Annotated in this window: 19 protein-coding genes; 12 read left to right on the top strand and 7 right to left on the bottom strand. The window is 61.9% G+C overall.

Annotated elements, in window-relative coordinates; translation table 11 throughout:
• Positions 1 to 90 precede the first annotated feature (90 nt).
• Positions 91 to 1,290 (top strand): MFS transporter, encoded by a 1,200-nt coding sequence (locus tag G7048_RS21170; RefSeq protein ID WP_166070032.1) that lies wholly within the window; start codon positions 91 to 93, stop codon positions 1,288 to 1,290.
• Positions 1,291 to 1,296: 6 nt separating this feature from the next.
• Here the strand turns inward: G7048_RS21170 and G7048_RS21165 are convergent, their stop codons facing one another.
• On the bottom strand, positions 1,297 to 2,691 hold the full coding sequence (locus tag G7048_RS21165) for a sigma-54 dependent transcriptional regulator (RefSeq protein ID WP_166070031.1): 1,395 nt from the start codon (positions 2,689 to 2,691) through the stop codon (positions 1,297 to 1,299).
• Positions 2,688 to 4,529 carry a sensor histidine kinase gene (locus tag G7048_RS21160; protein ID WP_166070030.1) on the bottom strand — a complete coding sequence of 614 codons (1,842 nt, stop codon included), beginning with the start codon at positions 4,527 to 4,529 and terminating at the stop codon, positions 2,688 to 2,690. The genes G7048_RS21165 and G7048_RS21160 overlap by 4 nt, the downstream gene beginning before the upstream one ends.
• 127 nt (positions 4,530 to 4,656) lie before the next feature.
• Here G7048_RS21160 and G7048_RS21155 point away from each other — a divergent pair, with 127 nt between their 5' ends.
• From G7048_RS21155 to G7048_RS21145, 3 genes are read left to right on the top strand one after another with little or no spacing between them, the layout of a single operon-like run.
• On the top strand, positions 4,657 to 5,283 hold the full coding sequence (locus G7048_RS21155; RefSeq protein WP_166070029.1) for a DUF4166 domain-containing protein: 627 nt from the start codon (positions 4,657 to 4,659) through the stop codon (positions 5,281 to 5,283).
• Positions 5,284 to 5,312: 29 nt separating this feature from the next.
• Positions 5,313 to 6,791 carry a TIGR01777 family oxidoreductase gene (locus G7048_RS21150; RefSeq protein ID WP_240933057.1) on the top strand — a complete coding sequence of 493 codons (1,479 nt, stop codon included), beginning with the start codon at positions 5,313 to 5,315 and terminating at the stop codon, positions 6,789 to 6,791.
• Between the two features lie 53 nt (positions 6,792 to 6,844).
• On the top strand, positions 6,845 to 7,342 hold the full coding sequence (locus G7048_RS21145; RefSeq protein ID WP_166070027.1) for a flavodoxin family protein: 498 nt from the start codon (positions 6,845 to 6,847) through the stop codon (positions 7,340 to 7,342).
• Here the strand turns inward: G7048_RS21145 and G7048_RS21140 are convergent, their stop codons facing one another.
• A complete protein-coding gene (locus G7048_RS21140) occupies positions 7,343 to 7,702 on the bottom strand; it encodes a helix-turn-helix domain-containing protein (RefSeq protein ID WP_166070026.1) in 360 nt (119 codons plus the stop codon). It lies immediately after the preceding gene.
• Between the two features lie 161 nt (positions 7,703 to 7,863).
• Between G7048_RS21140 and G7048_RS21135 the strand changes: the two genes are divergently transcribed.
• Complete coding sequence (locus G7048_RS21135; RefSeq protein WP_166070025.1) at positions 7,864 to 8,871, top strand: NAD(P)-dependent alcohol dehydrogenase; 1,008 nt, start codon at positions 7,864 to 7,866, stop codon at positions 8,869 to 8,871.
• An 85-nt stretch (positions 8,872 to 8,956) separates the two neighbouring features.
• Complete coding sequence (locus G7048_RS21130; RefSeq protein ID WP_166070024.1) at positions 8,957 to 9,955, top strand: 2-hydroxyacid dehydrogenase; 999 nt, start codon at positions 8,957 to 8,959, stop codon at positions 9,953 to 9,955.
• Between the two features lie 9 nt (positions 9,956 to 9,964).
• Here G7048_RS21130 and G7048_RS21125 read toward each other — a convergent pair whose 3' ends face one another.
• Entirely contained in the window at positions 9,965 to 10,921 is a 957-nt protein-coding gene (locus tag G7048_RS21125) for a DNA/RNA non-specific endonuclease (protein WP_166070023.1), read from the bottom strand.
• A 328-nt stretch (positions 10,922 to 11,249) separates the two neighbouring features.
• Between G7048_RS21125 and wecB the strand changes: the two genes are divergently transcribed.
• From wecB to G7048_RS21095, 6 genes are all read left to right on the top strand, one after another.
• Complete coding sequence (gene wecB / locus G7048_RS21120; RefSeq protein WP_166070022.1) at positions 11,250 to 12,365, top strand: non-hydrolyzing UDP-N-acetylglucosamine 2-epimerase; 1,116 nt, start codon at positions 11,250 to 11,252, stop codon at positions 12,363 to 12,365.
• 71 nt (positions 12,366 to 12,436) lie between these two features.
• Complete coding sequence (locus G7048_RS21115) at positions 12,437 to 13,648, top strand: glycosyltransferase family 1 protein (RefSeq protein ID WP_166070021.1); 1,212 nt, start codon at positions 12,437 to 12,439, stop codon at positions 13,646 to 13,648.
• 89 nt (positions 13,649 to 13,737) lie between these two features.
• Positions 13,738 to 14,493 carry an ABC transporter permease gene (locus G7048_RS21110; RefSeq protein WP_240933056.1) on the top strand — a complete coding sequence of 252 codons (756 nt, stop codon included), beginning with the start codon at positions 13,738 to 13,740 and terminating at the stop codon, positions 14,491 to 14,493.
• Positions 14,483 to 15,778: an ABC transporter ATP-binding protein gene (locus G7048_RS21105; RefSeq protein ID WP_166070019.1), complete on the top strand. Its 1,296-nt coding sequence runs from the start codon at positions 14,483 to 14,485 to the stop codon at positions 15,776 to 15,778. The genes G7048_RS21110 and G7048_RS21105 overlap by 11 nt, the downstream gene beginning before the upstream one ends.
• 61 nt (positions 15,779 to 15,839) lie before the next feature.
• Complete coding sequence (locus G7048_RS21100; RefSeq protein WP_166070018.1) at positions 15,840 to 18,917, top strand: glycosyltransferase; 3,078 nt, start codon at positions 15,840 to 15,842, stop codon at positions 18,915 to 18,917.
• A 136-nt stretch (positions 18,918 to 19,053) separates the two neighbouring features.
• On the top strand, positions 19,054 to 19,344 hold the full coding sequence (locus G7048_RS21095) for a hypothetical protein (RefSeq protein ID WP_166070017.1): 291 nt from the start codon (positions 19,054 to 19,056) through the stop codon (positions 19,342 to 19,344).
• A 24-nt stretch (positions 19,345 to 19,368) separates the two neighbouring features.
• On the opposite strand, the gene G7048_RS21090 is transcribed toward G7048_RS21095, so the two are convergent.
• The 3 genes from G7048_RS21090 to pal are packed head-to-tail and all read right to left on the bottom strand — an operon-like array spanning position 19,369 to position 21,513.
• A complete protein-coding gene (locus G7048_RS21090; RefSeq protein ID WP_240933055.1) occupies positions 19,369 to 20,169 on the bottom strand; it encodes a ThiF family adenylyltransferase in 801 nt (266 codons plus the stop codon).
• Positions 20,170 to 20,176: 7 nt separating this feature from the next.
• Entirely contained in the window at positions 20,177 to 20,926 is a 750-nt protein-coding gene (ybgF, locus tag G7048_RS21085) for a tol-pal system protein YbgF (RefSeq protein ID WP_240933054.1), read from the bottom strand.
• Between the two features lie 35 nt (positions 20,927 to 20,961).
• Positions 20,962 to 21,513: a peptidoglycan-associated lipoprotein Pal gene (gene pal, locus G7048_RS21080; protein WP_166070016.1), complete on the bottom strand. Its 552-nt coding sequence runs from the start codon at positions 21,511 to 21,513 to the stop codon at positions 20,962 to 20,964.
• Positions 21,514 to 21,538 lie beyond the last annotated feature (25 nt).

Below are 21,538 nucleotides of genomic sequence, written 5' to 3'. Positions count from 1 at the left end.
GCCAAATCGATATAAGCTACCGCTGATAAATAGCCCGCATCGCTGATCCAACGATCAACTACTGGGCTCACACGACAACAGCGAGACAACATGAACGCATCCACCACCAGCCACTCGAGTGACGGTCGCAACCTCGGTTTGCTGATCGCAGCGCAATCTCTGGGCGGCGCGTCCCCGCCCATCATCATCTCGCTGGGCGGTCTGGTGGGGCAGCAACTGTCGAACAACCCATCAGCGGCCACGCTGCCGGTCAGCCTTTATCAGCTCGCGCTCGCGCTGTGCACCCTGCCCGCCGCGTGGCTCATGCACCGCATGGGACGGCGCTTCACCTACATGATCGGCGCGTTGATGGGCGCGGTCTCCGGCGCGGTGGCAGCACAGGGAATCGCGCAGTCGGACTTCGTGCTGTTCTGCATCGGCACGGCCTGCTCGGGCTTTTACGCGGCCTGCGTGCAGAGCTACCGCTTCGCTGCAGCCGACGCGGTGATGGGCGACTCGGCGGCACAGGCGCGTGCCATCTCGCGCATCATGATCGGCGGTTTGATCGCGGGCATCATCGGTCCGCAGATCGTCATCTGGACGCGCGACGCCCTGCCTGGCACACCATTCGCCGGCAGCTTCTACGGACAGGCCGTGCTCGCATTGCTGGCCCTGCCGCTGCTCGCCTGCCTGCGACTGCCCAAGGCGCAATCCAAGGTGGTGGCGGGCGAAGCTCGGCCCCTCATGGAGATCGTGAAAACGCCCAAGTTCATCGTCGCCGCAGCGGCGGGTGTGGTGAGCTACGGGCTCATGGCCTTTCTGATGACTGCCGCACCCATGGCCATGGTCGGCTGCGGCCACACCATCGGCGAGGCCGCGCTCGGCATTCAATGGCATGTGCTGTCGATGTTCGCGCCGAGCTTTTTCACGGGCAAGCTGATCAACCGCTACGGCAACCGCGCCATCACCACGCTGGGCTTGCTGATGATTGGCGCATCGGGCGTGATGGCGCTGCTCGGGCTCGATCTGTTCCACTTCTGGGGTGCACTGATTCTGCTGGGCGTGGGCTGGAACTTCGGCTTCATCGGTGCAACCTCGCTGATCACCGAGTGCTACCGCCCCGCCGAGCGTGCCAAGGTGCAGGCGCTCAATGATTTTCTCGTGTTCGGCACCGTGGCGATTGCATCGTTCGGCTCGGGCCAGTTGCTGCACACCGTGGGCTGGAACGGCATCAACACGGGCATGTTGCCGCTCGTCGCCATCGTGCTGGTGCTGCTCGGACTGCAAAGCAGCAGGTTGAAAACGGCCTGATGGCTGCTACTTGAGACCGAGACGCGTGAGCTTCTTGATCAGCCCCACGCGCGAGATGCCCAGCACGCGCGCAGCTTCGGACTGGTTGCCGCCCGACTGTGCCATGGCCTCGCGGATCATGCGCGTTTCCAGTTCCTGAATCGCCGCATCCATGCTGCCTTGCATGGTGGATTTTTCTGCAGCAGGAGCTTCAGGCAATTCGGTACTTTCACCGCTCGCAAAGCGCAGCAGATCGGCATCCACGGTATGGCTTTCGGGCAGGATCAACGCGCCCGCCGACTCCACCACCGCCTTCAACTGCCGCACATTGCCGGGCCACTCGCGTGTCTGCAGCCATTGCAGCGCATCGGCACTGAAGCGCGCATTCGGCATCACGCCATGCAGAAATCGCGCGGCGAGCAAGGGCACATCCGCACCGCGTTCTGACAAGGCCGGAGTACGCAGCACCATGCCCTTCAGACGGTAATACAGGTCTTCGCGAAAACTGCCTTCGCGCACCATGGCTTCAAGGTCTCGATGCGTGGCCGCCACCACGCGCACGTCGGCTTTTTTCTCCTGCCTGCCGCCCACGGGCATGAAGGTGCCCTCCTGCAGAAAGCGCAGCAGCTTGACCTGCATGAGCGCAGGCATCTCGCCCACTTCATCCAGAAACAACGTGCCGCCATGTGCAGTTTCCACCAGCCCCACCTGATCGCGATGCGCGCCCGTGAAACTGCCTTTGAGATGACCAAACAACTCGCTTTCCAGCAGTTCCGCCGACAGCGCGCCGCAATGGATGATGCCGAACGGCCCATCGCGCCGAGGGCTGCATTGGTGCAATGCGCGCGCGACCAGCTCCTTGCCGGTTCCGGTTGGCCCGAGCACGATGAGATTCACCGACGTCGCACCCACGCGCCGCACCATCGCGCGCAACTGCAGCATGGCAGGGGTCTGACCGATCAGGCCCATTTCATCGGGTTGCTGCTCGCTCTTGGCCGAACGCAACTCGCGCACCTCGGCATCGAGCCGCGCCTTGTGCATGGCACGCATGACGACCACGCGCAGCATCTCGGGGTCGATGGGTTTGACCAGAAAATCCCACACGCCCAGTTCCACCGCACGCAGCGCGATGTCGCGATCACCGTGGCCACTGAGCACCACGACCACCGCCGACGCAAAGCGTGGAATCAGCGACAAGCCCGCTTCGGGGTCCATGCTCGGCGGCATCGCGAGATCGAGCAGAACCACCTGCGGCCTGTCGTTTTCAAAGGCCTGCAGCGCCTCGTCCACATCACCCGCCACCGACACGCGATAGCCGAGCTGACGCAGAAACGATGCGCCCAGTCGCTGGTACGCGGGCTCGTCATCGACCAGCAGAATGTGGCCGGATGCGGAGGTCTTGTTGGCGTCGTTGAGGCTCATGGTGCGGTGTTGTTGTCGGTTGTCGGGGTCGCGGGAAAGGTCAGCGTGAAGCAGGTTCGCCAAGGCGCTCGCTCGCTCAGTTCGGCGGTGCCACCATGCGCGGCCATGATGCGCGCGACGATGGCCAAGCCCAGCCCCGTGCCGCCCGGACTGCGCGATGCAAACGGCTGAAACAGGCGCTCGCGCAGATCGTCGGGAATGCCGGGGCCGTCATCGCAGACATGCACCAGCACGGCGTTGTCGCGTCGTTCGGCATCGACCAGCACCCGTTTGCTGCCAGCCGATTGCCGCGCGTTGGTCAGCAGATTGACGATGGCCTGATCGAAACGCGCACCGTCGAGCGTCACGTTGAATGCGCCTTCCAGCCTCGGCCCGATTTCGACTTCGGGCATGCGGCGAATCAGGCTTTTGATGCGCGCCGCGATGTCGGTCTCCGCCGCATGAATCTGCCACGGCTTGGCGTAGTCGAGCAGATCTTCGGTGAGGCGCGAGATGCGCGCGATCTGATCGCCCACCTCTTGCCGCGTATCCTGCGGAGCCATTGCCACCGCCATGGCGATGATGTTGAGCGGGTTGCGCAGATCGTGCGCCACAGTGGTGGCAAGCGAGCCGAGCTCTGCCAGACGCGCATTCAACTGCCGCTCGCGTTCGCGTTGTTGGGCGTGCTCGGAGCGCTCCACGTTCGCTGCGGCATCGGCCAGAATCGTGCCAAACAGCTCGGCCAGATGCAGTTGGCCAGGTGGCGCTTCTTCAAATCCGATGAGCTGCGTCTGCCACTCGCCCGCGCCATTTGCCGTGCAGATCAAGGTCGGTTCACTGCCCTGCTCCTGCGCGTGAACGACGCTGGCATCACGCGCCATCTGCACGTGAATCTCCATGCCCATGCGCTGCGAGAGCATGGCAGCGGCCTTGGCTTTCAACTGCTCCATGGTGTCGGCCTGACTCAGTTGCACACGCCATTGCCGCCAGTCTTCGGCAGACAAGGTGCCGCCCGGATACACCAGGCGCGACGCGAAGCTCCACACCGGCCCGCGCAGCGCGAGCGTGGTGGCGGCCACGGCCATCGCCACCACCCAGCGCGACTCGAACGGCAGCAGCACAGCCGCCAGCGGCACGACCAGCACACCGAGCGCAATCAGAATCGCCGACGCCAATGCGCGCCGTGCCCAGATGTTCGCAACGAACACGCGATAGCGCAGAATGCCGTAGACCAGAATCACCGGATACGCAGGCGCGGCCAGCACCTGCCACGGATAGACGGGAATCTTGAGCGCCGCAAACGCATAGCCCGACATGGCCATCAACCCCCAGCCGCACGAGATGGCCACGGCTGCAATCTGGCGCTGCCGCTGCGCCGATGCCGCATGGAAAAATGCCATCAGCAACGCCAGAATCCCGAGCGCAGCAAAGCAGGCCCAGACCAGACTCGTCATCCAGCCCACATGGTTGGGCACCACCACCCATTCCACGCCGGTGAAAGGCGCAAAGTGCTCGAAGCTGCCGGGCGAGCGCAGCAAGGCATGCAGCGCGGTCAACCCCGCGCCGATATAAGCCGCGTAGATCCACCGCCGGTCAATCGGCGAGTGGCAAAAGATCAGACAGAAATGCAGAAACGCCGCCGAGGTGAGCGGCAGCGTGGACAGCAGCGCCATCGCCAGCGGCGCAGTGCCTATGCCGAACCAGTTGGGCAGTTCATTGCCGACGATCCAGGTCGCCACACCGGCCAGAAACACCACCAGCAGCCGCGCGCCGCGCACCTGATGGGCCCAGACCAGCAGCACCACGCTGAGCGCAATGGTCTCCAGCAAAGTCAGAAATAAAGCGACGTGAATAGCCATGGGCTCGCACTGTAAACGGCGTTGACGCCTCGGGCAAGAACGCTGTATACGGCGTTGACACCCAAAAGAACAAACCCAACAAAATCAACCACTTGCGAATTGGCACGCTTGCTGCACAACACAGTGCATGAACACGCCAAACCACTCCACCACCGCTCCCGAAGGCCAGACCGTGCATGCCGCTCTGGATATTTCCGCACTGGTGGCTGCGGACCAATGGAATGCGCTGTCGCCCGCGATCCGCCGCCGCTTTGCCAGCGGCCACGCCGATGTGAGCTACGTCGGCGACATGGAGTTGCGCACATCGCTGATCGGCCGCGTCTTCGGCATGGCGGCAAGCCTGCTGGGCAGCCCGCTCGCCGCATCACGCAAGCATGCGGTGAAGGCCACGGTGAACGTGCGCAATGACGGCGCGGGCGGCGTGGTGTGGGAGCGCATTCTGGGCAACCAGAGCGTGCGCTCCACCAAGCGCCGGGGCCCCGATGGCGGGCTGGAGGAATGCACCTCGGGCGGCCTGTCCATGCACCTCGATGTGCTGGTCGAAGACGGCGCGCTGGTGTTCGCCAGCCGTGGCTACTTTCTGCTGATCGGCAAGCTGCGCCTCTCCGTTCCCGCCTGGCTCACGCCCGGCACCTGCCGCGTCGAACACCGCGATGTGGCCCCCGGCCAGTTCCGTTTCACGATGGACATGCACCACCCCCTCTGGGGCCACACCTTCCATCAAAGCGGCGTGTTCAACGACCCACAGATCTGAATTTGAGTTTGAAGAAAGAGGAAATCCAAATGACCATGACCACACTCGTCTTCTGCGTGCTCGCCCTGCAAACCATGATGGGCGGCTTCGACAATCTCTGGCACCACGAGCTGCACGCGCGACTGCCGCAGCGCGCATCGGCACGCTACGAGCTGCGCCTGCACTCCATGCGCGAGGCCATCTACGGCGTGCTGTATTTCGCGTTTGCGTGGATTCAACTGCAGGGCTGGTGGGCCGTGCTGGTCGCAGCGCTGCTGATGATCGAGATGGTGATCACCGTCGCCGATTTTCTGGAAGAAGACAAGAGTCGCAAGCTGCCGCCTTTCGAGCGCGCGCTGCACACCGTGCTCACCGTGAGCTACGGTCTGCTGATCGGCCTGCTCGCGCCCATGCTGTGGGCTGCCGCGCAGATGCCGACGGAACTCGTGTTCACCTACCACGGCTTCTGGAGCTGGTTCTGCACGCTCGCATCGGTCGGCGTGCTGACCTGGAGCGCCCGCAACGCCATCGCCGTATGGCACATGGGCAAGGCGGTCGAGCCCGAAGCCGCGCACAGCACACCGCAAGTCATCGGCGCATCGACCGTGCTCGTCACCGGCGGCACCGGCTTTGTGGGATCGGCACTCGTGCGCCAACTGCAGCGCGAAGGTCGCCGCGTCATCGTGCTGAGCCGCGATCCGTTGCAAGCCCGCGCCAGCTTTGGCCACAGCGTCTGGGTGACGGAACGGTTGAACGACATTCCATCGGAAACCCGCATCGACGCCATCGTTCATCTGGCCGGTGCCAACATCCTCGGCGGCCCATGGACCAAGAGTCGCCGCCAGACGCTGCTGCAAAGCCGCCTGAACATCACCCGCGATCTGATGGCGTTGATCGAGCGCCTTGAACGCAAGCCCGAAGTGCTGATCGCCGCATCGGCCGTGGGCTACTACGGCACGGTGCACGGCAACGCGCGCATCGACGAATCCGCCGCAAGCGACCCCGGCCGCTTCCAATCCGACCTGTGCGCCGCCATCGAACGCGAAGCACAACGCGCCGAACCCCTCGGCACCCGCGTGGTCTGCGTGCGCCCCGGCATCGTGCTCGGTGCGGACGGCGGTGCCCTTCCCCCACAGGCGTTTGCTGCACGGCTGGGTCTGGGTGCCATCATCGGATCGGGCGAGCAAGCCATGCCGTGGATTCATCTCGACGACCTCGTTGGCCTGATCTGCCATGCCATGTCCGAGCCCGTGCTGCACGGCCCGCTCAATGCGGTCGCACCCGGCATCGCATCGCAGGCTGCGTTTGCGCGCACCTTGGCGTCGGTCCATCGCATGCCGGTGTGGATGAAGATGCCTGCAGGCGTGCTGCGCACCTTGCTCGGCGAGATGTCGGAACTGCTGCTCGACGGCCAGAACGTCGTGCCCGCCAAGGCCATGGCAAGCGGCTACCGCTTCCGCCATTCGTCGTTGCGCAAGGCGCTTGAAGCGACTGCGTCAGCGGAACGCTCAGAGGTCGCACCGGCCTGATCGCACACAGCCAGAAAATCCGGGATGTAAATGCGGGATATGCTTGCTACACCATGTCCCGCAAAACCCTGCTCATCGTCTACCACTCCATGACCGGCGGCACCCACCAGATGGCCGAGGCCGCGCGCGATGGTGCCTTGCAGGAAAGCGAGATTCAGGTGCGCCTGCTGCATGCGAATGACGCGCAACCAGACGATGTGCTGCAAGCCGATGGCTATGTCTTCGCCACGCCCGAAAACCTCGCGGCCATCAGCGGCCAGATGAAGGATTTTTTCGACCGCTGCTACTACCCTGTGCTCGATCGCATTAATGGGCGACCTTATCTCTCACTGATCTGCGCGGGCAGCGACGGCAGCAACGCCGCACGGCAGATCGCACGTATCGCCACGGGTTGGCGACTCAAGGAAGTGGCCGAGCCGCTGATCATCTGCACGCACGCGCAGACACCAGAAGCCATTCAGGCCGAGAAAAAGATCAGCGATGCCGATCTGCAGACCTGCCGATCGCTGGGCGAATCACTGGCTTCGGGCTTGGCGCTCGGCGTGTTCTGATCAATCACACACGGCCAGAGCCGCTTCGCCTTGCTCCTGCAATTCCGCGTATTTCATCCCCCAGGTCCGCATCGCCAGCAGGACCGGCTTGAGCGACATGCCCAGCTCCGTCAATTCGTAATCCACACGCGGCGGCACCTCCGCGTGGACGGTGCGTTGAACGATGCCGTCGATCTCCAGCTCGCGTAATTGCAGAGTGAGCATGCGCTGGGTGACGTTCGGGATTTCGCGGCTCAGTTCCATGAAGCGCAGCTTCTTTTGCGTCATCAGCTTGAAGAGGATGATGGGCTTCCATGTGCCGCCCATGACCGAGAGCGTGACTTCCACGGAGCAACCGCTTTTGCTGTTCAATCGCTTCATATCGAACCCCAATACTTACATTTTTAATACTACCCAACAAATATGTCGGTTCTTGGTTTTTTGAAGCTTACCGCGCAAGATAAGCCCATGCACGCGAACGATGGAATCTCCTTCCACCCATTGCGTCATCCCATACATCATCCAAGCAAAGGACTCCTGTCATGAAAGCCATTCAACTGCAAAGCCCCGGTGGTCTGGACCACCTGAAGCTCGTCGATCTGCCCACACCCGGCGCGCCGCAGGCGGGCGAAATCCAGGTGCGCGTGCATGCCAGCTCGCTCAACTACCATGACCTCGGCGTGGTGAGCAGCCCCATCGGCAAGCGCGAAGGCATGATCCCCATGGCGGACGGCGCAGGCGTGGTGACTGCGGTGGGCGCGGGCGTCACCGAGTTCAAGGCGGGCGACGCGGTCGTCTCGTGCTTCTTCCCGACCTGGCAGGCCGGTCGCGCGACGATTGCCGATTTCGCCACCGTACCGGGCGACGGCATCGACGGCTTTGCGCGCGAAGTGGTGAACGCGCCCGCCACCTCGTTCACGCTCGCCCCCAAGGGTTACACGCATGAAGAAGCGGCCACGCTCACCACAGCGGGTCTCACCGCATGGCGCATGCTGGTGATCAACGGCAGCATCAAGGCGGGCGACACCGTGCTGGTGTTGGGCACGGGCGGCGTGTCGATCTTCGCGCTGCAGATGGCCCGCGCGATGGGCGCGACCGTGATCGCGACGACCTCGTCCACCGCGAAGGAAAAGCAGTTGCTCGCCATGGGCGCGTCCCATGTCATCAACTACAAGGACAATGCCAAGTGGGGCGACGAAGTGCTCAAGCTCACGGGCGGACGCGGCGTGGACATCGTCGTCGAAGTCGGCGGCCCGAGCACCCTGCCCCAATCGATCCGCGCCTGCCGCGTGGGCGGCCATATCTCGCTCGTCGGCGTGCTGACGGGCTTTGCGGGCGACATTCCAACCGTCGAACTGATGCGCAAGCAGCAGACGCTGCAAGGGCTGATCGTCGGCAGCCGTCAGGACCAACAGGACATGATTCGCGCGCTCGACAACTTCGACTGGAAGCCGGTGATCGACAGCCAATATCCGCTGGAACAGATCGCAGCGGCCTTCGAGCACCAGAAGGCTGGCAAGCATTTTGGCAAGGTTTGCCTGAGCTTCTGATCGCTTGAGAACAAAAACCTGCCACGGAGCACAGGCACCTGTCTGTGCTCCGTGGTCGTTGCCATGAATCCGCGATGATGGCGCGATGACAACGACGCAATCCACTACCGACGCGCGCATTCGCGTGCTGCAGATCGGCCCGCTGCCCCAGCCTTCGCTCAATGTGAAACTGGCGCAGCTTTATGACGTGACCGTGCTGAGCGAGCAACCGGATGCCGCCAGATTTCTTGCCGAACAGGGCGCGCAGTTCGAATACCTCGTCACCTCCGCCAACATGGGCCTGAAGGCCGATGTGGTGAACGCGTTGCCCCATCTGCGCATGGTGAGCAGCTTTGGCGTGGGCTTCGACAAACTCGACGAGCAAAGCCTTGTCGCGCGCGGCGTTCGCGTAGGCTATACGCCCGGCGTGCTCGACGATTGCGTGGCCGACATGGCGTTTGCGCTGCTGCTCGATACTGCCCGACAACTGAGTGCCGCAGATCGCTTTGTGCGCGCGGTTCGCTGGTCCCAAGGCGAGCGCTTTGGGGTGAGCACCAAGGTGTCGGGCAGGCGATTGGGCATTCTGGGTCTGGGCCGCATCGGCACGCAGATCGCCGAACGCGCGCAGGGCTTTCGCATGGAAGTGGCCTATCACAACCGCCGTGCGGTGGCGGGCTCGCCCTATCCGTATATGGACTCGCTGGACCAGCTCGCGCAATGGTGCGACTTTCTGGTGATCGCCGCAGCAGGCGGCGAAGGGACCAGGCATCTGGTCAACGCGCAGGTGCTGCAATCGCTCGGCAAAAACGGCTTCGTCATCAACATCGCACGCGGCAGCGTGATCGACGAGCAGGCGCTGCTGGAAGCGCTGACCAACGGCACCATCGCAGGCGCGGGCCTCGACGTGTTCGAAAACGAGCCCCATCCCCTGCCCGGCCTGCTCGCGTTGGACAATATCGTGCTGGCCCCGCATGTCGCCAGCGGCACCCACGAAACGCGCGAGGCCATGGCGCAATTGGTGCTGGACAATCTGCAAAGCGGCATCGCCACCGGCGCACCATTGCAGGAAGTGCCTTGGTCCGCCGCCGCAGCCGCCAAGGCCTGAGCACTAGCGTTAACGGATCTCCACGCCCGGCAGCAGCTCCATGCCAAGGCGTTGCTCCAACTCGCCATAGCTGATGGGCCGCCCGGCCTGTCCCTGTGCGGAGTTCTGCTGCCAATGTGCCCACGCACGCTTGGTGGTGGCGTCGTAGACCAGCTTGAAAAGCTGCGTCGGCACACTCACCCGGTCCTGCCCGATGGTCTGCCGACGTGGCGACTCATACACCGGTCCGGTGATCACATACACATCACCCTTGGCCCGCAGCGCATAGCTGCGCGTGTCCTTCTCGATCTTGGCCCACGGCCCGCTGTTATGCGCCGAGTTCTGCGGCACCATGTTGGCCAGGCTGAAGCTCTGCGCCATCGCCTCGGGCGTGGGCATGTCGGCAGCCGGTGCCATATGCCCGCGCGCAAAGCCCGAGCCTTTGTAGTCGTCCAATTCCGAACGTTCGCTGCGAGGCAGACGCGCATCGGCAAAGAAACGATCCGTGCGCTCCTCGCCTTGCGCATTCAGCACTGTCTGCCGATTGAGCCGCTCGGCCACGAACACCGGCGTGCGCGTGCTCCCGTTGTGCAGCACCGCAAACGCGTGATAACAAAGCTCGCGCAACTTGGGTGCCGACGGCACGCGCGGAGCAATCCCGCCCGCGAAGAATTCGGGGCAGCTCACAAACCGAGTCGGCGACAAGCCCTGCCCGTTGGACGACGAGACAGGGGATGCAGGAGGCGCATGGCCCGTCGAAGGCCCAGTGGACGCAATCGGCGGCAGCCTGAACGGAGGGTTGAGTGATGAGTGGCGCAGCTCCTCCAACACCCAGGGCATCAACCCACAACTGGAAATCTGGGTAGCGATGGCACTGGAGCCGATCAACCAGAGGCAGAGGCGACGAGTGGAGGAAACAAGGCTGGAGATCGATGAGCCCGCCGCTTTGCGCTTGGTGGGCTTCTTCTTTTTGTTCTTGACTGTCATTCAACTGCGAGTCTAATGACTTATGCCATAGCCAAAAGACAGAATGACAAAAAAGACAAGTGCTCGTGACGGCGAAAACGCAGAACGACTGTTCCACATCCACTTTAGATGTTACGCACTGTATAAACATGGGCAGATCGACACCCCCATTCACTAACCTGAATAGCGCGGGACAGTAAAATGTAAAGTCGCTCACCGTCCCGATCCAGCAGCGTGTTTTTTATTTCGGGATGAGCACGGAGAACGCCACACGGCATTTGCTGATCCGATTATGGATGGCGCAATGCTCCGAACGGTTCGAAAAACAATACACGAGGAAGTCATTGGCATGAGAAAAATCGCAGTCGTTCTGGGAACCCGGCCCGAAGCCATCAAGATGGCGCCACTCGTCAAGGCCCTGCGCAATTCCAAGCATTTGACTCCGGTGGTGATTGCCACCGCACAGCATCGTGAAATGCTCGATCAGGTTCTGGATATTTTCGATATTCAGCCCGACTACGATCTGGACCTGATGCGCCCCAATCAGACCTTGCCCGAGTTGACCGCACGGCTGATTACCGCACTCGACGAATGCCTCAAGGAAATCCAACCGAGCGCCGTGCTGGTGCAAGGCGACACCACCACGGTGATGGCAGCGTCGCTGGTGTCGTTCTACCATCACATCCCCGTGGGACATGTCGAGGCCGGCTTGCGCACCCATGACATGCAGAACCCGTTCCCTGAAGAAATGAACCGGGTTCTGACGGGCCGACTCGCACGCTGGCACTTCGCCCCCACACAATCCTCCGCCGACAATCTGCTCAAGGAAGGACTTGCAGCCGACAGCGTTTTCCTCACCGGCAACACCGTGATCGACGCGCTGTTCGACGCACGCAAACACCCCTCCAAAGTGGCGCGCCCCATTGAGCCGGGGCGCAAGATGATGCTGGTCACCACACATCGGCGCGAGAATTTTGGAGAACCGCTGCAGCACATCTGCAATGCCGTGCTGGAGTTGCTGGAGAAGAATCCGGAACTGGAAGTGCTGTTCCCCGTGCACCCCAATCCCAATGTGTCCTCCGTAGTGCGCGCCCAATTCGAAAAACACCCGCGTGTGGAACTCTGCGCGCCGCTGGACTACCTGTCGTTCATCGCGGCCATGGAGGCCGCAACCATCATCCTGAGCGACTCGGGCGGCGTCCAGGAAGAAGCGCCAGCGCTGGGCAAACCCGTGCTGGTCATGCGCGAAGAAACCGAGCGCCCGGAAGCCGTGACCTTTGGCGTGGCCGAGCTGGTGGGCACCAACACACAGCACATTGTCGAGCGAGTTCAGCGCCTGCTGAGCGATCCAGCCGCCTATGCAGACATGGCGCGCGGCGCGTCTCCTTATGGCGATGGCACGGCAGCGGCTCGCATTGTCGGCATTCTCGAATCTTCTTTTGCAGCGTCCGACAAGACGGCGTGACAAAAAAGCACCAGCAGCACCAGCGACCCGACACTCGACACCCGCAGCAGAACACCCCAGCCATATCAGAAATGAGCGCTTTGCATACAAGGTCCGATGGAAAGGCCTCGCCCAAACACCGGCGAAGCCTGATCTATTTTTCGTCCGTTCCTTACGACAGCTACGCGCAGCGCCCTCATTTCATGGCCGAAGCCTTTTCGAAGAACGGCTTCGATGCCATCCTGTGGGTGGACCCCTACCCCACGCGTTTTCCGGTGATCTCGGATTTCAGACGCCTGGTGCAACGCAAGAAGCCCCCCATTAAACGACCGTTCGCTGGCGTGGACGTGCTGCAGCCAACGGCCTTTCCCATCGAGCCCCTGCCCATGAGTGCCGCCATCAACCACGCACTGGCATGGCGACCTGTGCGTGATCGACTGCTCGCATTTGCAAGAAACTCGGCGCATTGCGTCATCGGCGTGGGCCGTCCCAGCAAGCTCGCCGAATGGGCCATCGACAAGGTGCCGCATGCGCGCTCGTTCATCGATGTGCTCGACAACTTCCCTGCGTTCTACAGCGGAATCTCCAGAGTCTCGATGCGTCAGCGTCTGCAGGCTTTGTGCGTCAAAGTAGATGATGTCTACTGCTCGTCCTCCGCACTCAGCGCTGATTTGAAGTCCCTGCGCGGCGATGCGATCACCGTGCTCAACGGCTATTTCTCGACCGACCTGCCGCACACAAGCCACGGCACGCCCACTCGCTGCATCGGATATGTTGGCAGCATCGCCAAATGGTTCGACTGGCCACTGGTCGTGTCGATTGCCAAGGCCTTGCCGCAAACCACCGTACGTTTGATTGGCCCGGAGTTCATTCCACGCCCCACCAATCTGCCGCCGAATATCGAAATGATCGGCGAAATCCACCACAGCGAAGTCATGCAATACATCCATGATTTTTCTGTCGGCCTGATTCCGTTTCGCATCGATGATTTGACCGCAGCAGTCGACCCGATCAAATACTACGAATACCGCTGCTTCGGCATTCCCGTATGGTCCACCGATTTCGGCGAGATGCAATATCGCAGCGAAAAGGATGGCGTCATTCACATAGACGCAAAATCGGACTGGAAGAAACTCTGGAATGAAAATACCCAGGGCCAGTTTTCCGACGAAGAACTGCAAGCCTTCCGCAAGGAAATCTCCTGGACGCGGCGATTCGAACCCATCATCGCGCGCTCCTTGCTGGCTGTGGAGCAGCCCGTTTCCATGCCGCCGCAAAATCGCGCCCTCCCCTCAGAACAATGACCCGCGCCAAACTTCTCATCAACGGGACCGAGTTCAGGCAAAAATCCCCGCCCACCAAAATATTCACCGACCTCTGGGTGCACCGCAGCTTGCTGGTTCAACTGATTTCCAGAGACATCGCCGGCCGGTATCGCGGCTCGCTGTTCGGCTCCGTCTGGGCGTTTTTCAACCCGCTGTTGATGCTGCTGCTCTACACCATGGTGTTTGGCGTCTTTCTCCAGGCCAAGTGGGGAGGCGCCACCGACACCGCACAGTTTTCGCTGGTGCTGTTTGCGGGTCTGCTGGTGTTCAACTTCTTCTCGGAATGCCTGAACCGCTCGCCAAGCCTCATCAACAACAACGTCAATCTCGTCAAAAAAGTCGCGTTTCCGCTGGAAATCCTGCCGTGGATGACGATTGGCACGGCGCTGTTCCATACCGCCATCAGCCTGCTGGTCTGGGTGCTGTTCGCCGCCGTCGTCCATCACCAGATCCAATGGACCTTGGTGTTTCTGCCGCTGGTGATGCTGCCTCTCGTTTTCATCACACTGGGCGTCTGCTGGATCATCAGCTCGCTCGGCGTCTATGTCCGCGACATCGGACAGCTGATCGGGGTGTTCACCTCGTTCATCATGTTCATGAGCCCGATCTTCTATCCCGTGGACTCCCTGCCCAAGGCATTCCAGGCCGTACTGAACATCAACCCGCTCACCTTCGTCATTCAACAGGCACGCAGCGTGATGATCGACGGACGCTTGCCCGACTTCGCCATGATCGGCCTCTTCACCTTGGCCAGCATGGTGTTCGCTTGGCTGGCGCTGGTCTGGTTCCAGCGCGCTCGCGAGGGGTTTGCCGATGTCCTCTGAGCAACTCGCCATCCGCATCGAAGGCCTGTCCAAGCACTTCTCGGTCTACCACTCGCCGCTCGAGCGTCTGAAGCACGTCGTCTTTCCTGGACGCACCAAGGGATTCAACGACTTTCGCGCCCTGAACAACGTGAGCCTCTCGGTCAAGCGCGGTGAGACCTGCGCCATCGTCGGACAGAACGGCTCGGGCAAATCCACGCTGCTGCAGATTCTGTGCGGAACACTGCGTGCGACCGAAGGCACCATCGAGGTCAATGGCCGCATCGCTGCGTTGCTGGAGCTGGGCGCAGGCTTCAACGCCGACTTCACCGGGCGCGAGAACGTCTACATGAACGGTGCCGTGCTGGGACTCACGCGCGCGCAGATCGACGAGCGCTTTGCCGACATCGAAGCCTTCGCCGAAATCGGCGATTTCATGGATCAGCCGGTGAAGACCTATTCGAGCGGCATGTACGTGCGTCTCGCGTTTTCCGTTGCGATTCACGTCGATCCGCAGATTCTCATCGTGGACGAGGCGCTCGCAGTTGGCGACTCGCGCTTTCAGGCCAAGTGCCTCAACCGCATCAAGGCGATGAAGGCCGAGGGCGTCACGATTCTCTTTGTCTCGCATGACGTGGGTGCCGTGCGAACCCTGTGCGAACGCGCTCTGTGGCTGGACAAGGGCAACGTGCGCATGCTGGGCGACGCGTTCTCCGTGACCGCGCAGTACAACCAGTTCCTGTTCGAAGCAGACAACGAGGCAGTGCCGACATCTGCGCCAAAACAGATCGAAGAATCGATACCGCAAGAGAACTCCGCCGAGCCGCCAGACGCGCAACAGGCGATGAAGCTGCATCGCCCGATCAACCATTGGGGCAGCCATGTGGGCTCGATCATCGAGGCCGGCATCTTCAACCAGCAAGGCGAGCGCTCATCGGTCTACACGGCAGGCGAGCCGCTGACCGTGCGCATACGGTTCGAGCCGCCAGACCACGCCGACCGCAACACCATGAGCGTGGCCTTTTCGATGAAGGATCTGCGCGGCACGGACCTCATCGTGTCCACCACGTGGGACCAGAACCCCACGGGTTTTGCTGCAGGCAACGGCCCGCTGGTGGCGGAATTCCGGCTGCCCAATCATCTCAACGCAGGCGACTATCTGCTGGCCGTGGCGCTCGAAGACCGCAGCGGCGTGCTGCCGCAGTACTACGAGTACATCGAAGGCGCGCACTACTTCAGCTCGCTCACCGAGAAAAAACAATACGGCACCTTCCTCGCCCAGGTCTCGCAATCCGTGCACGCATAGCGCGCGACACGACAAACCAGCGAGCGAGCATGCGAGCGACCGAACAGAACAAACACAAGCCATGAACCAACCCAACGACATCAACAGCAACCGCTATTGGGACCAGCGCTTCGTCACCGACTGGGAATCCAACGGCGGCCCCGCGCAAAGCCGCTTCTTCGCACAGGTCGCCATCGAAGCCATGCCGCAGTGGCTGGTGCAGGCCGTGCGCTGGAATCGCCTGAGCGTCTGTGATTGGGGTTGCGCCGAAGGCGCGGGCACGGAAGCGATTGCGCAGGTGCTGGGCTGGGACGTGACTGGCATCGACTTCTCCGGCCCCGCCATCGAACAGGCCCAGCGCCACCACACCCACGCACGTTTTTCGCATGAAAACCTGCTGGAGTCGCCCGAGCGTCCCGCATTCGACGTGGTGTTTTCATCGAACACGCTGGAGCATTTCTCCACGCCCTGGTCGGTGTTCGACAAGCTCACCCGCTACGCATCGACCTACATCGTGCTGCTGCTGCCGTTCCGCGAATTCGAGCGGCATTCCGAGCATGAAGTGACCTTCGACTCCAACAACATCCCCATCTCGCCCGATCCCCGCTGGGCGCTGGTGCACAGCAGCGTGACGGACACCAGCCAGCACCAACCGACCTACTGGCCCGGCAAGCAGATTCTGTTGGTGTATGCGCGTGTCGAACATCTGGCGAAGACGCGTTTTGCGCTGGCCGATGCGGAGCTTGGAGAGCCTGATCGCCACGAACTGATCACCGAGTTGCGCGCGGAACTCGACAGCCTGCAAAGCAAGCAAGCGAGCACGCAGCAGCTTCTGGAAACAGCGCAATCGCGGCTCGAATCCGAGAACAAGACGCGGCTCACGTTGGAGGTCGAACACACCCAGACGCTCGTGCGCATAGAGTCCTTGCAGGCCGATCAACAGAACTTGAAAAATGCCAGCGCCAAGGACAGCGAGCGCATCCGCTTTCTGGAGTACCGCGAGAAAGCGCTGATTCACGAGGTCAACACGATTCTGGCGACGACGAGCTGGAAGATCACCGCCCCACTGCGTGCGGTTCGCGGTGCACCGCGCTGGATCGCGCGTCGCATGAAGGATGTGGAGCATGCGTATGCGCACGGCGGTCTGTCCAACGTGATCTCGCGCGCGCTGCGTTACTTCCCCAAGCGATTTGCGGGCAAGCATCCCGCCAGCACGCCCGTCACGGCGATTGCCTCGCTTGGAAGCTCCCCCGCCAAGTTGCCACAAGTCCAATTCACGCCAGTCGCCCGTCGCGAGAAGGCCGACGTTTTCATCTTCAGCATCATCGACTGGCACTTTCGCATCCAGCGCCCACAGCATCTGGCCCGTGAATTGGCGCGCGCAGGTCATCGCGTCTACTTCTTCACCAACCATTTCGAAGACTCGAAGGAGCCCGGCTTCACCGCCGAGCGCATCGACGAATCGCTGCCGCTCTATCAGATCAAGCTGAAGGTGGCTGGCGCTCCCGCCATCTACTTTGCGCCGCCCACGCAAGCGGCCATCGAGCAGATCGCTGCGGGTCTCGAGATGTTCCGCGCATGGAGCGGCACGTCGAATTCCTGGTCCGTGGTCCAGCATGCCTACTGGTACCCGATCGCGCAGCGCATGCAATCCGAATGCCTGGCCTACGACTGCATGGACCATCACGAAGGCTTCGGCAACGTGCCTCAGGAATTGCTGCAGTTGGAAGATCGCATGATGCGCCGCGCCGACATGCTGATTGCCACCTCCGGCTGGCTTGGCGAGCATGCCGAGAAGTACAACGCCAACGTGCGCATCATCCGCAACGCGGGCCAGTATTCCGACTTCTGCAACCCGCCTGCCGAACGCTATGTGGATGCGCAAGGCCGCAAGATCATCGGCTACTACGGCGCGATTGCCGAGTGGTTCGATGTCGATCTGATCGAGCGCACGGCGCATGCATTCCCGGACCATCTGGTCCTGCTGGTCGGTGCCGATACCGCCAAGGTCGGAGACCGCCTGCGCGCCTTGCCCAACGTGGTGATGACCGGCGAAGTGCCGTATGCCAAGCTGCCTTTCTATCTCTATGCGTTCGATGTCTGCCTGATGCCGTTCAAGGTGATTCCGCTCACCCTCGCAACCAATCCGGTCAAAGTCTATGAGTACCTTGGCGCGGGCCGCTCCGTCGTCTCGGTCGATCTGCCCGAGATGGCCCAGTTCGGTGATCTGGTGCGCGTTGCGACGGGCCATGATGCCTTCATCGAACAGGTCCGCAATGCCCTGATGGCACAGCCGGATTCGGATGCCGAGGTCGAGCGGCGCAAGGCCTTTGCCGCCGGGCAGACCTGGGCGCACCGTGTGCAGTCCTTGCGCGAAGCGGCCATTGCCCTGCCTCGCCCCAAGGTCAGCGCCATCGTGCTCACCTACAACAATCTCGATCTGACCAAGGCCTGCCTCGACAGCCTGGAGCAGCATAGCGACGACGTCGATCTGGAAATCGTCGTGGTGGACAACCAATCAACCGATGGCTCGCCCGAATTCCTGTCGGCATGGGCCGCATCGCGCACGAACGTGAAGCTGATCCTCAACGACGACAACCGCGGTTTTGCCGGTGGCAACAACCAAGGGCTGGAGGCCGCGACGGGCGACTATCTGGTCATCCAGAACAACGATACGGTCGTCACGCAGGGCTGGGCCGGGCGTCTGGTGAACCATCTGCGCAATGCGCCGGAGATCGGCATCATCGGCCCATCCACCAACAACATCGGCAACGAAGCACGCGTACCCACGCACTACAAGGCACTCGCCGACATGCCTGCCGAGGCCGTGAACATCACCGAGCGCAGGCTCGGCAAGCATTTCGAGCTGCAGACCGTCGCCTTCTTCTGCGCCATGCTGCCGCGCAGTACCTACGAGCAATGCGGCCCGATGAGCTTGGACTACGGTCTGGGATTCTTCGAGGATGACGACTACTGCCGCATGGTCGAGCAGGCTGGCTTGAAGATCGTCTGTGCCGAAGACGTTTTTGTGCACCACCACCTCTCCGCTTCGTTCAACAAGCTGGGAGATGAACGCAAGCGCGCCTTGATGGAGAAGAACCGTGTCATCTACGAAGCCAAATGGGGCCCGTGGAAGCCACACGAATACCGCAAGCACTGACCGAAGCAGCCCACATTTGGGCGCACTGCAACCAGTGTGCCCAAATGTTTATCGGTTCTGCTCCTACAGCAAATTCATGCGCGGCTCTTACGATGGACGGCAATGCCCAAGCCGCAAGCAACATGAGGAGCCGCGCATGATCACACCCGAGAATTCCATGATGGAGTTTTCCACCCGCTTGGCGCTGCACGAGGCCGTGCTGGCGCAGTTGGTGGCGCTGGTCATGCGCGCGCAGAGTGATCCGCAGAAGATGCTGACCAGTTTCGAGCAGTCGCTGGTCGAGTCCATGGGCACCGTCGGGCGCTCGGACAAGCAGGATTTTTCACTGGAGCAAGCCGTGTGGATGCGCGATCAGCACGAGTATGGAAAGCAGCTCGCCACCGAGTTCGCTGCCATGGTGGCGGCCTATATGCCGCAGCACAATTGAAGAAGCGCTGCTGGCTGACCGGATTTACTTCCCGGCGATGCGATCCAGAATCATACCGGCTGCGCACATGCCGAAGGTCGAAGTCACCGTCACCACAGAGCCATAACCGGCGCAGTTGAGCGAACCATCGCCCTCGCCGCCGATGTTGCACGAGGCATGCGGAGGGGCCACCGGCTCCTTGCTGAAGACGCACAGCGTGCCGATCTTCTTGCCTTCCTTGGGCGAGCCGTGAAACTTGCGCAGGCGATAGCGCAGTTGCGCCAGCAGCGGGTCGTGCGTGGTCTGCGACAGGTCGGCCACATCCACCAGATGCGCCTGGCGCTTGCCGCCTGCGGCACCGATGCTCACGAACAGGGTCTTGGTCTTGAGCGCCCAGGCGGCCATTGCGGTCTTGGCGCGGATCTGGTCGCAGGCGTCGATCACCGCATCCACCTTCTCGGGCAGCAACGCGGGCCAGTTGTCCTCGTCGACGAATTCATCGACGCAGTTCACCTGGCAATGCGGATTGATGTGCGCGATGCGTTCGCGCATGGCCTCAATCTTGGCTTGTCCGACCGTCGTGTCGAGCGCATGGATCTGGCGGTTGATGTTGGATTCGGCCACGTGATCGAGATCGATCAGCGTGAGAGACGCCACGCCACTGCGCGCCAGTGCCTCGGCCGTCCAAGAGCCTACGCCGCCGATGCCGATGACGGCGACATGCGCTGCGCGAATGCGCGCCGCACCTTCGACACCATACAGCCGGGCGAGACCTCCAAAGCGACGCTCCAGATCGGCGTCATCGATGGCGGCTGTCCCGCCCTGCTTCTCTTCAACGTTCAGCAACTTGCAATCACTTCATCTTCGACAGACGCTCTTTGGCGGCGGCTGCGGCTTCCGATTGCGGGTACACGCGGATCAGGTCTTCCAGCGTCTTGCGCGCTGCACGTGTGTCCTTCAACTCCACCTGGCAGTTGGCAATGGACAGCGCGGCTTCGGGAGCACGTGCGTGGTCCGGCGCGTTGGTCAGGATCGACTTGAAGTTGTTGATCGCGTTGTTGTAGTCGCGCTGCGCATATTGCGCATTGCCCAACCAGAAACGTGCGGAAGGCATGTAGCCGCTTTGCGGGTACTGGCGCGTGAAGGCTGCGAAGGCCTGGCCCGCCTCGGGGAACTTGCCCGTGCGGAACACGGCAATGGCCGCTTCGAAATCGCGCTTTTCGGCCGGATCGGCCTTGAACTCCTTGCCGTCGACGGTCACCGGGACCGGTTCGAACTGGCGCAGACGCTCATCGGTCGCCTTGGCAACGTCCTTCATGCGCTGCTGCAGGTCGGAGACATCCTTTTGCAACTGCTCATTCTGGCCACGCAACCGGGCCTGTTCGCTCTGCAGAGACTGAATCTGGGTCTGCAGGTCGAGCAGGCTGCGGCGCATTTGCGCTGCATCGTCTCCGGAACGCTCGGTGCTGCGCTGGGTGTTCTGCTGCATCGCGTCCACGCGCTGCCGCATCTCCAGAATCGCACGTCGTGCCTCAGCATCTTCAAACAGGGCGGCGTGTGCCGAAGCACCCAGCAACGAGCTGGCGCAGAGCACCGCGGCCATCAGAGGAAGTTGTGGAGAAAATGAGCGCTTCATCATCAACGATACGAAAATTCAACGCGACGGTTTTGCGCGAAAGCGTCTTCGGAGTTGCCTTGAGCGGCAGGCTTTTCCTTGCCGAAGCTCACCGCTTCCACTTGCGCATCTGGAACGCCCAGCAGAGCCAGCGAACGACGCACGGCTTCAGCACGCTTTTGGCCCAGCGCCAGGTTGTATTCGCTGCCACCGCGTTGGTCGGTGTGACCTTCCAGGTTCACCTTCTTGGCATTGTTGGCCTTCAGGAACTTGGCGTGGGATTCCAGCACGGACTGGTATTCCGACTTGACGGTGTAGCTGTCGAAGTCGAAGTAGACGATGTGAGCCACGCCCACAGGGCCTTGACCGGGACGTGTCGAGCCGTTCATGTCGGCTGGAGTCACTGTGCTTTGACCAGTGGAGCTGCCGGAGCCGTTGTTGCTGCCGCTGGTGCTGGCGGTGGTGTTGCTGTCGCCAGTGGCGGCATCATCGAGCTTCACACCGGAGCTGCAACCAGCAACGAGGGCGGTAACGGTCAGTGCAAGTGCTGCACGTTTGAAGTCAAAACGAATCATTAGAGTTCTCCTAGGGAACCAGTGC

Origin of the sequence: Diaphorobacter sp. HDW4B (assembly GCF_011305535.1) — a bacterium.
Lineage (GTDB): Bacteria > Pseudomonadota > Gammaproteobacteria > Burkholderiales > Burkholderiaceae_C > Diaphorobacter_A.
Note: the sequence above shows the minus strand (reverse complement) of the source record. Positions and strands in the feature narration are given on the sequence as shown.

Coding starts and splice junctions, on each gene's coding strand:
- G7048_RS21150 (WP_240933057.1), top strand. CDS start 5,313: ATGACCATGACCACACTCGTCTTCTGCGTGCTCGCCCTGCAAACCATG.
- G7048_RS21100 (WP_166070018.1), top strand. CDS start 15,840: ATGAACCAACCCAACGACATCAACAGCAACCGCTATTGGGACCAGCGC.
- G7048_RS21145 (WP_166070027.1), top strand. CDS start 6,845: ATGTCCCGCAAAACCCTGCTCATCGTCTACCACTCCATGACCGGCGGC.
- G7048_RS21130 (WP_166070024.1), top strand. CDS start 8,957: ATGACAACGACGCAATCCACTACCGACGCGCGCATTCGCGTGCTGCAG.
- G7048_RS21105 (WP_166070019.1), top strand. CDS start 14,483: ATGTCCTCTGAGCAACTCGCCATCCGCATCGAAGGCCTGTCCAAGCAC.
- G7048_RS21125 (WP_166070023.1), bottom strand. CDS start 10,921: ATGACAGTCAAGAACAAAAAGAAGAAGCCCACCAAGCGCAAAGCGGCG.
- G7048_RS21160 (WP_166070030.1), bottom strand. CDS start 4,529: ATGGCTATTCACGTCGCTTTATTTCTGACTTTGCTGGAGACCATTGCG.
- ybgF (WP_240933054.1), bottom strand. CDS start 20,926: ATGGCCGCGGTGCTCTGCGCCAGCTCGTTGCTGGGTGCTTCGGCACAC.
- G7048_RS21155 (WP_166070029.1), top strand. CDS start 4,657: ATGAACACGCCAAACCACTCCACCACCGCTCCCGAAGGCCAGACCGTG.
- G7048_RS21140 (WP_166070026.1), bottom strand. CDS start 7,702: ATGAAGCGATTGAACAGCAAAAGCGGTTGCTCCGTGGAAGTCACGCTC.
- G7048_RS21170 (WP_166070032.1), top strand. CDS start 91: ATGAACGCATCCACCACCAGCCACTCGAGTGACGGTCGCAACCTCGGT.
- G7048_RS21165 (WP_166070031.1), bottom strand. CDS start 2,691: ATGAGCCTCAACGACGCCAACAAGACCTCCGCATCCGGCCACATTCTG.
- G7048_RS21115 (WP_166070021.1), top strand. CDS start 12,437: ATGAGCGCTTTGCATACAAGGTCCGATGGAAAGGCCTCGCCCAAACAC.
- wecB (WP_166070022.1), top strand. CDS start 11,250: ATGAGAAAAATCGCAGTCGTTCTGGGAACCCGGCCCGAAGCCATCAAG.
- G7048_RS21135 (WP_166070025.1), top strand. CDS start 7,864: ATGAAAGCCATTCAACTGCAAAGCCCCGGTGGTCTGGACCACCTGAAG.
- G7048_RS21095 (WP_166070017.1), top strand. CDS start 19,054: ATGATCACACCCGAGAATTCCATGATGGAGTTTTCCACCCGCTTGGCG.
- pal (WP_166070016.1), bottom strand. CDS start 21,513: ATGATTCGTTTTGACTTCAAACGTGCAGCACTTGCACTGACCGTTACC.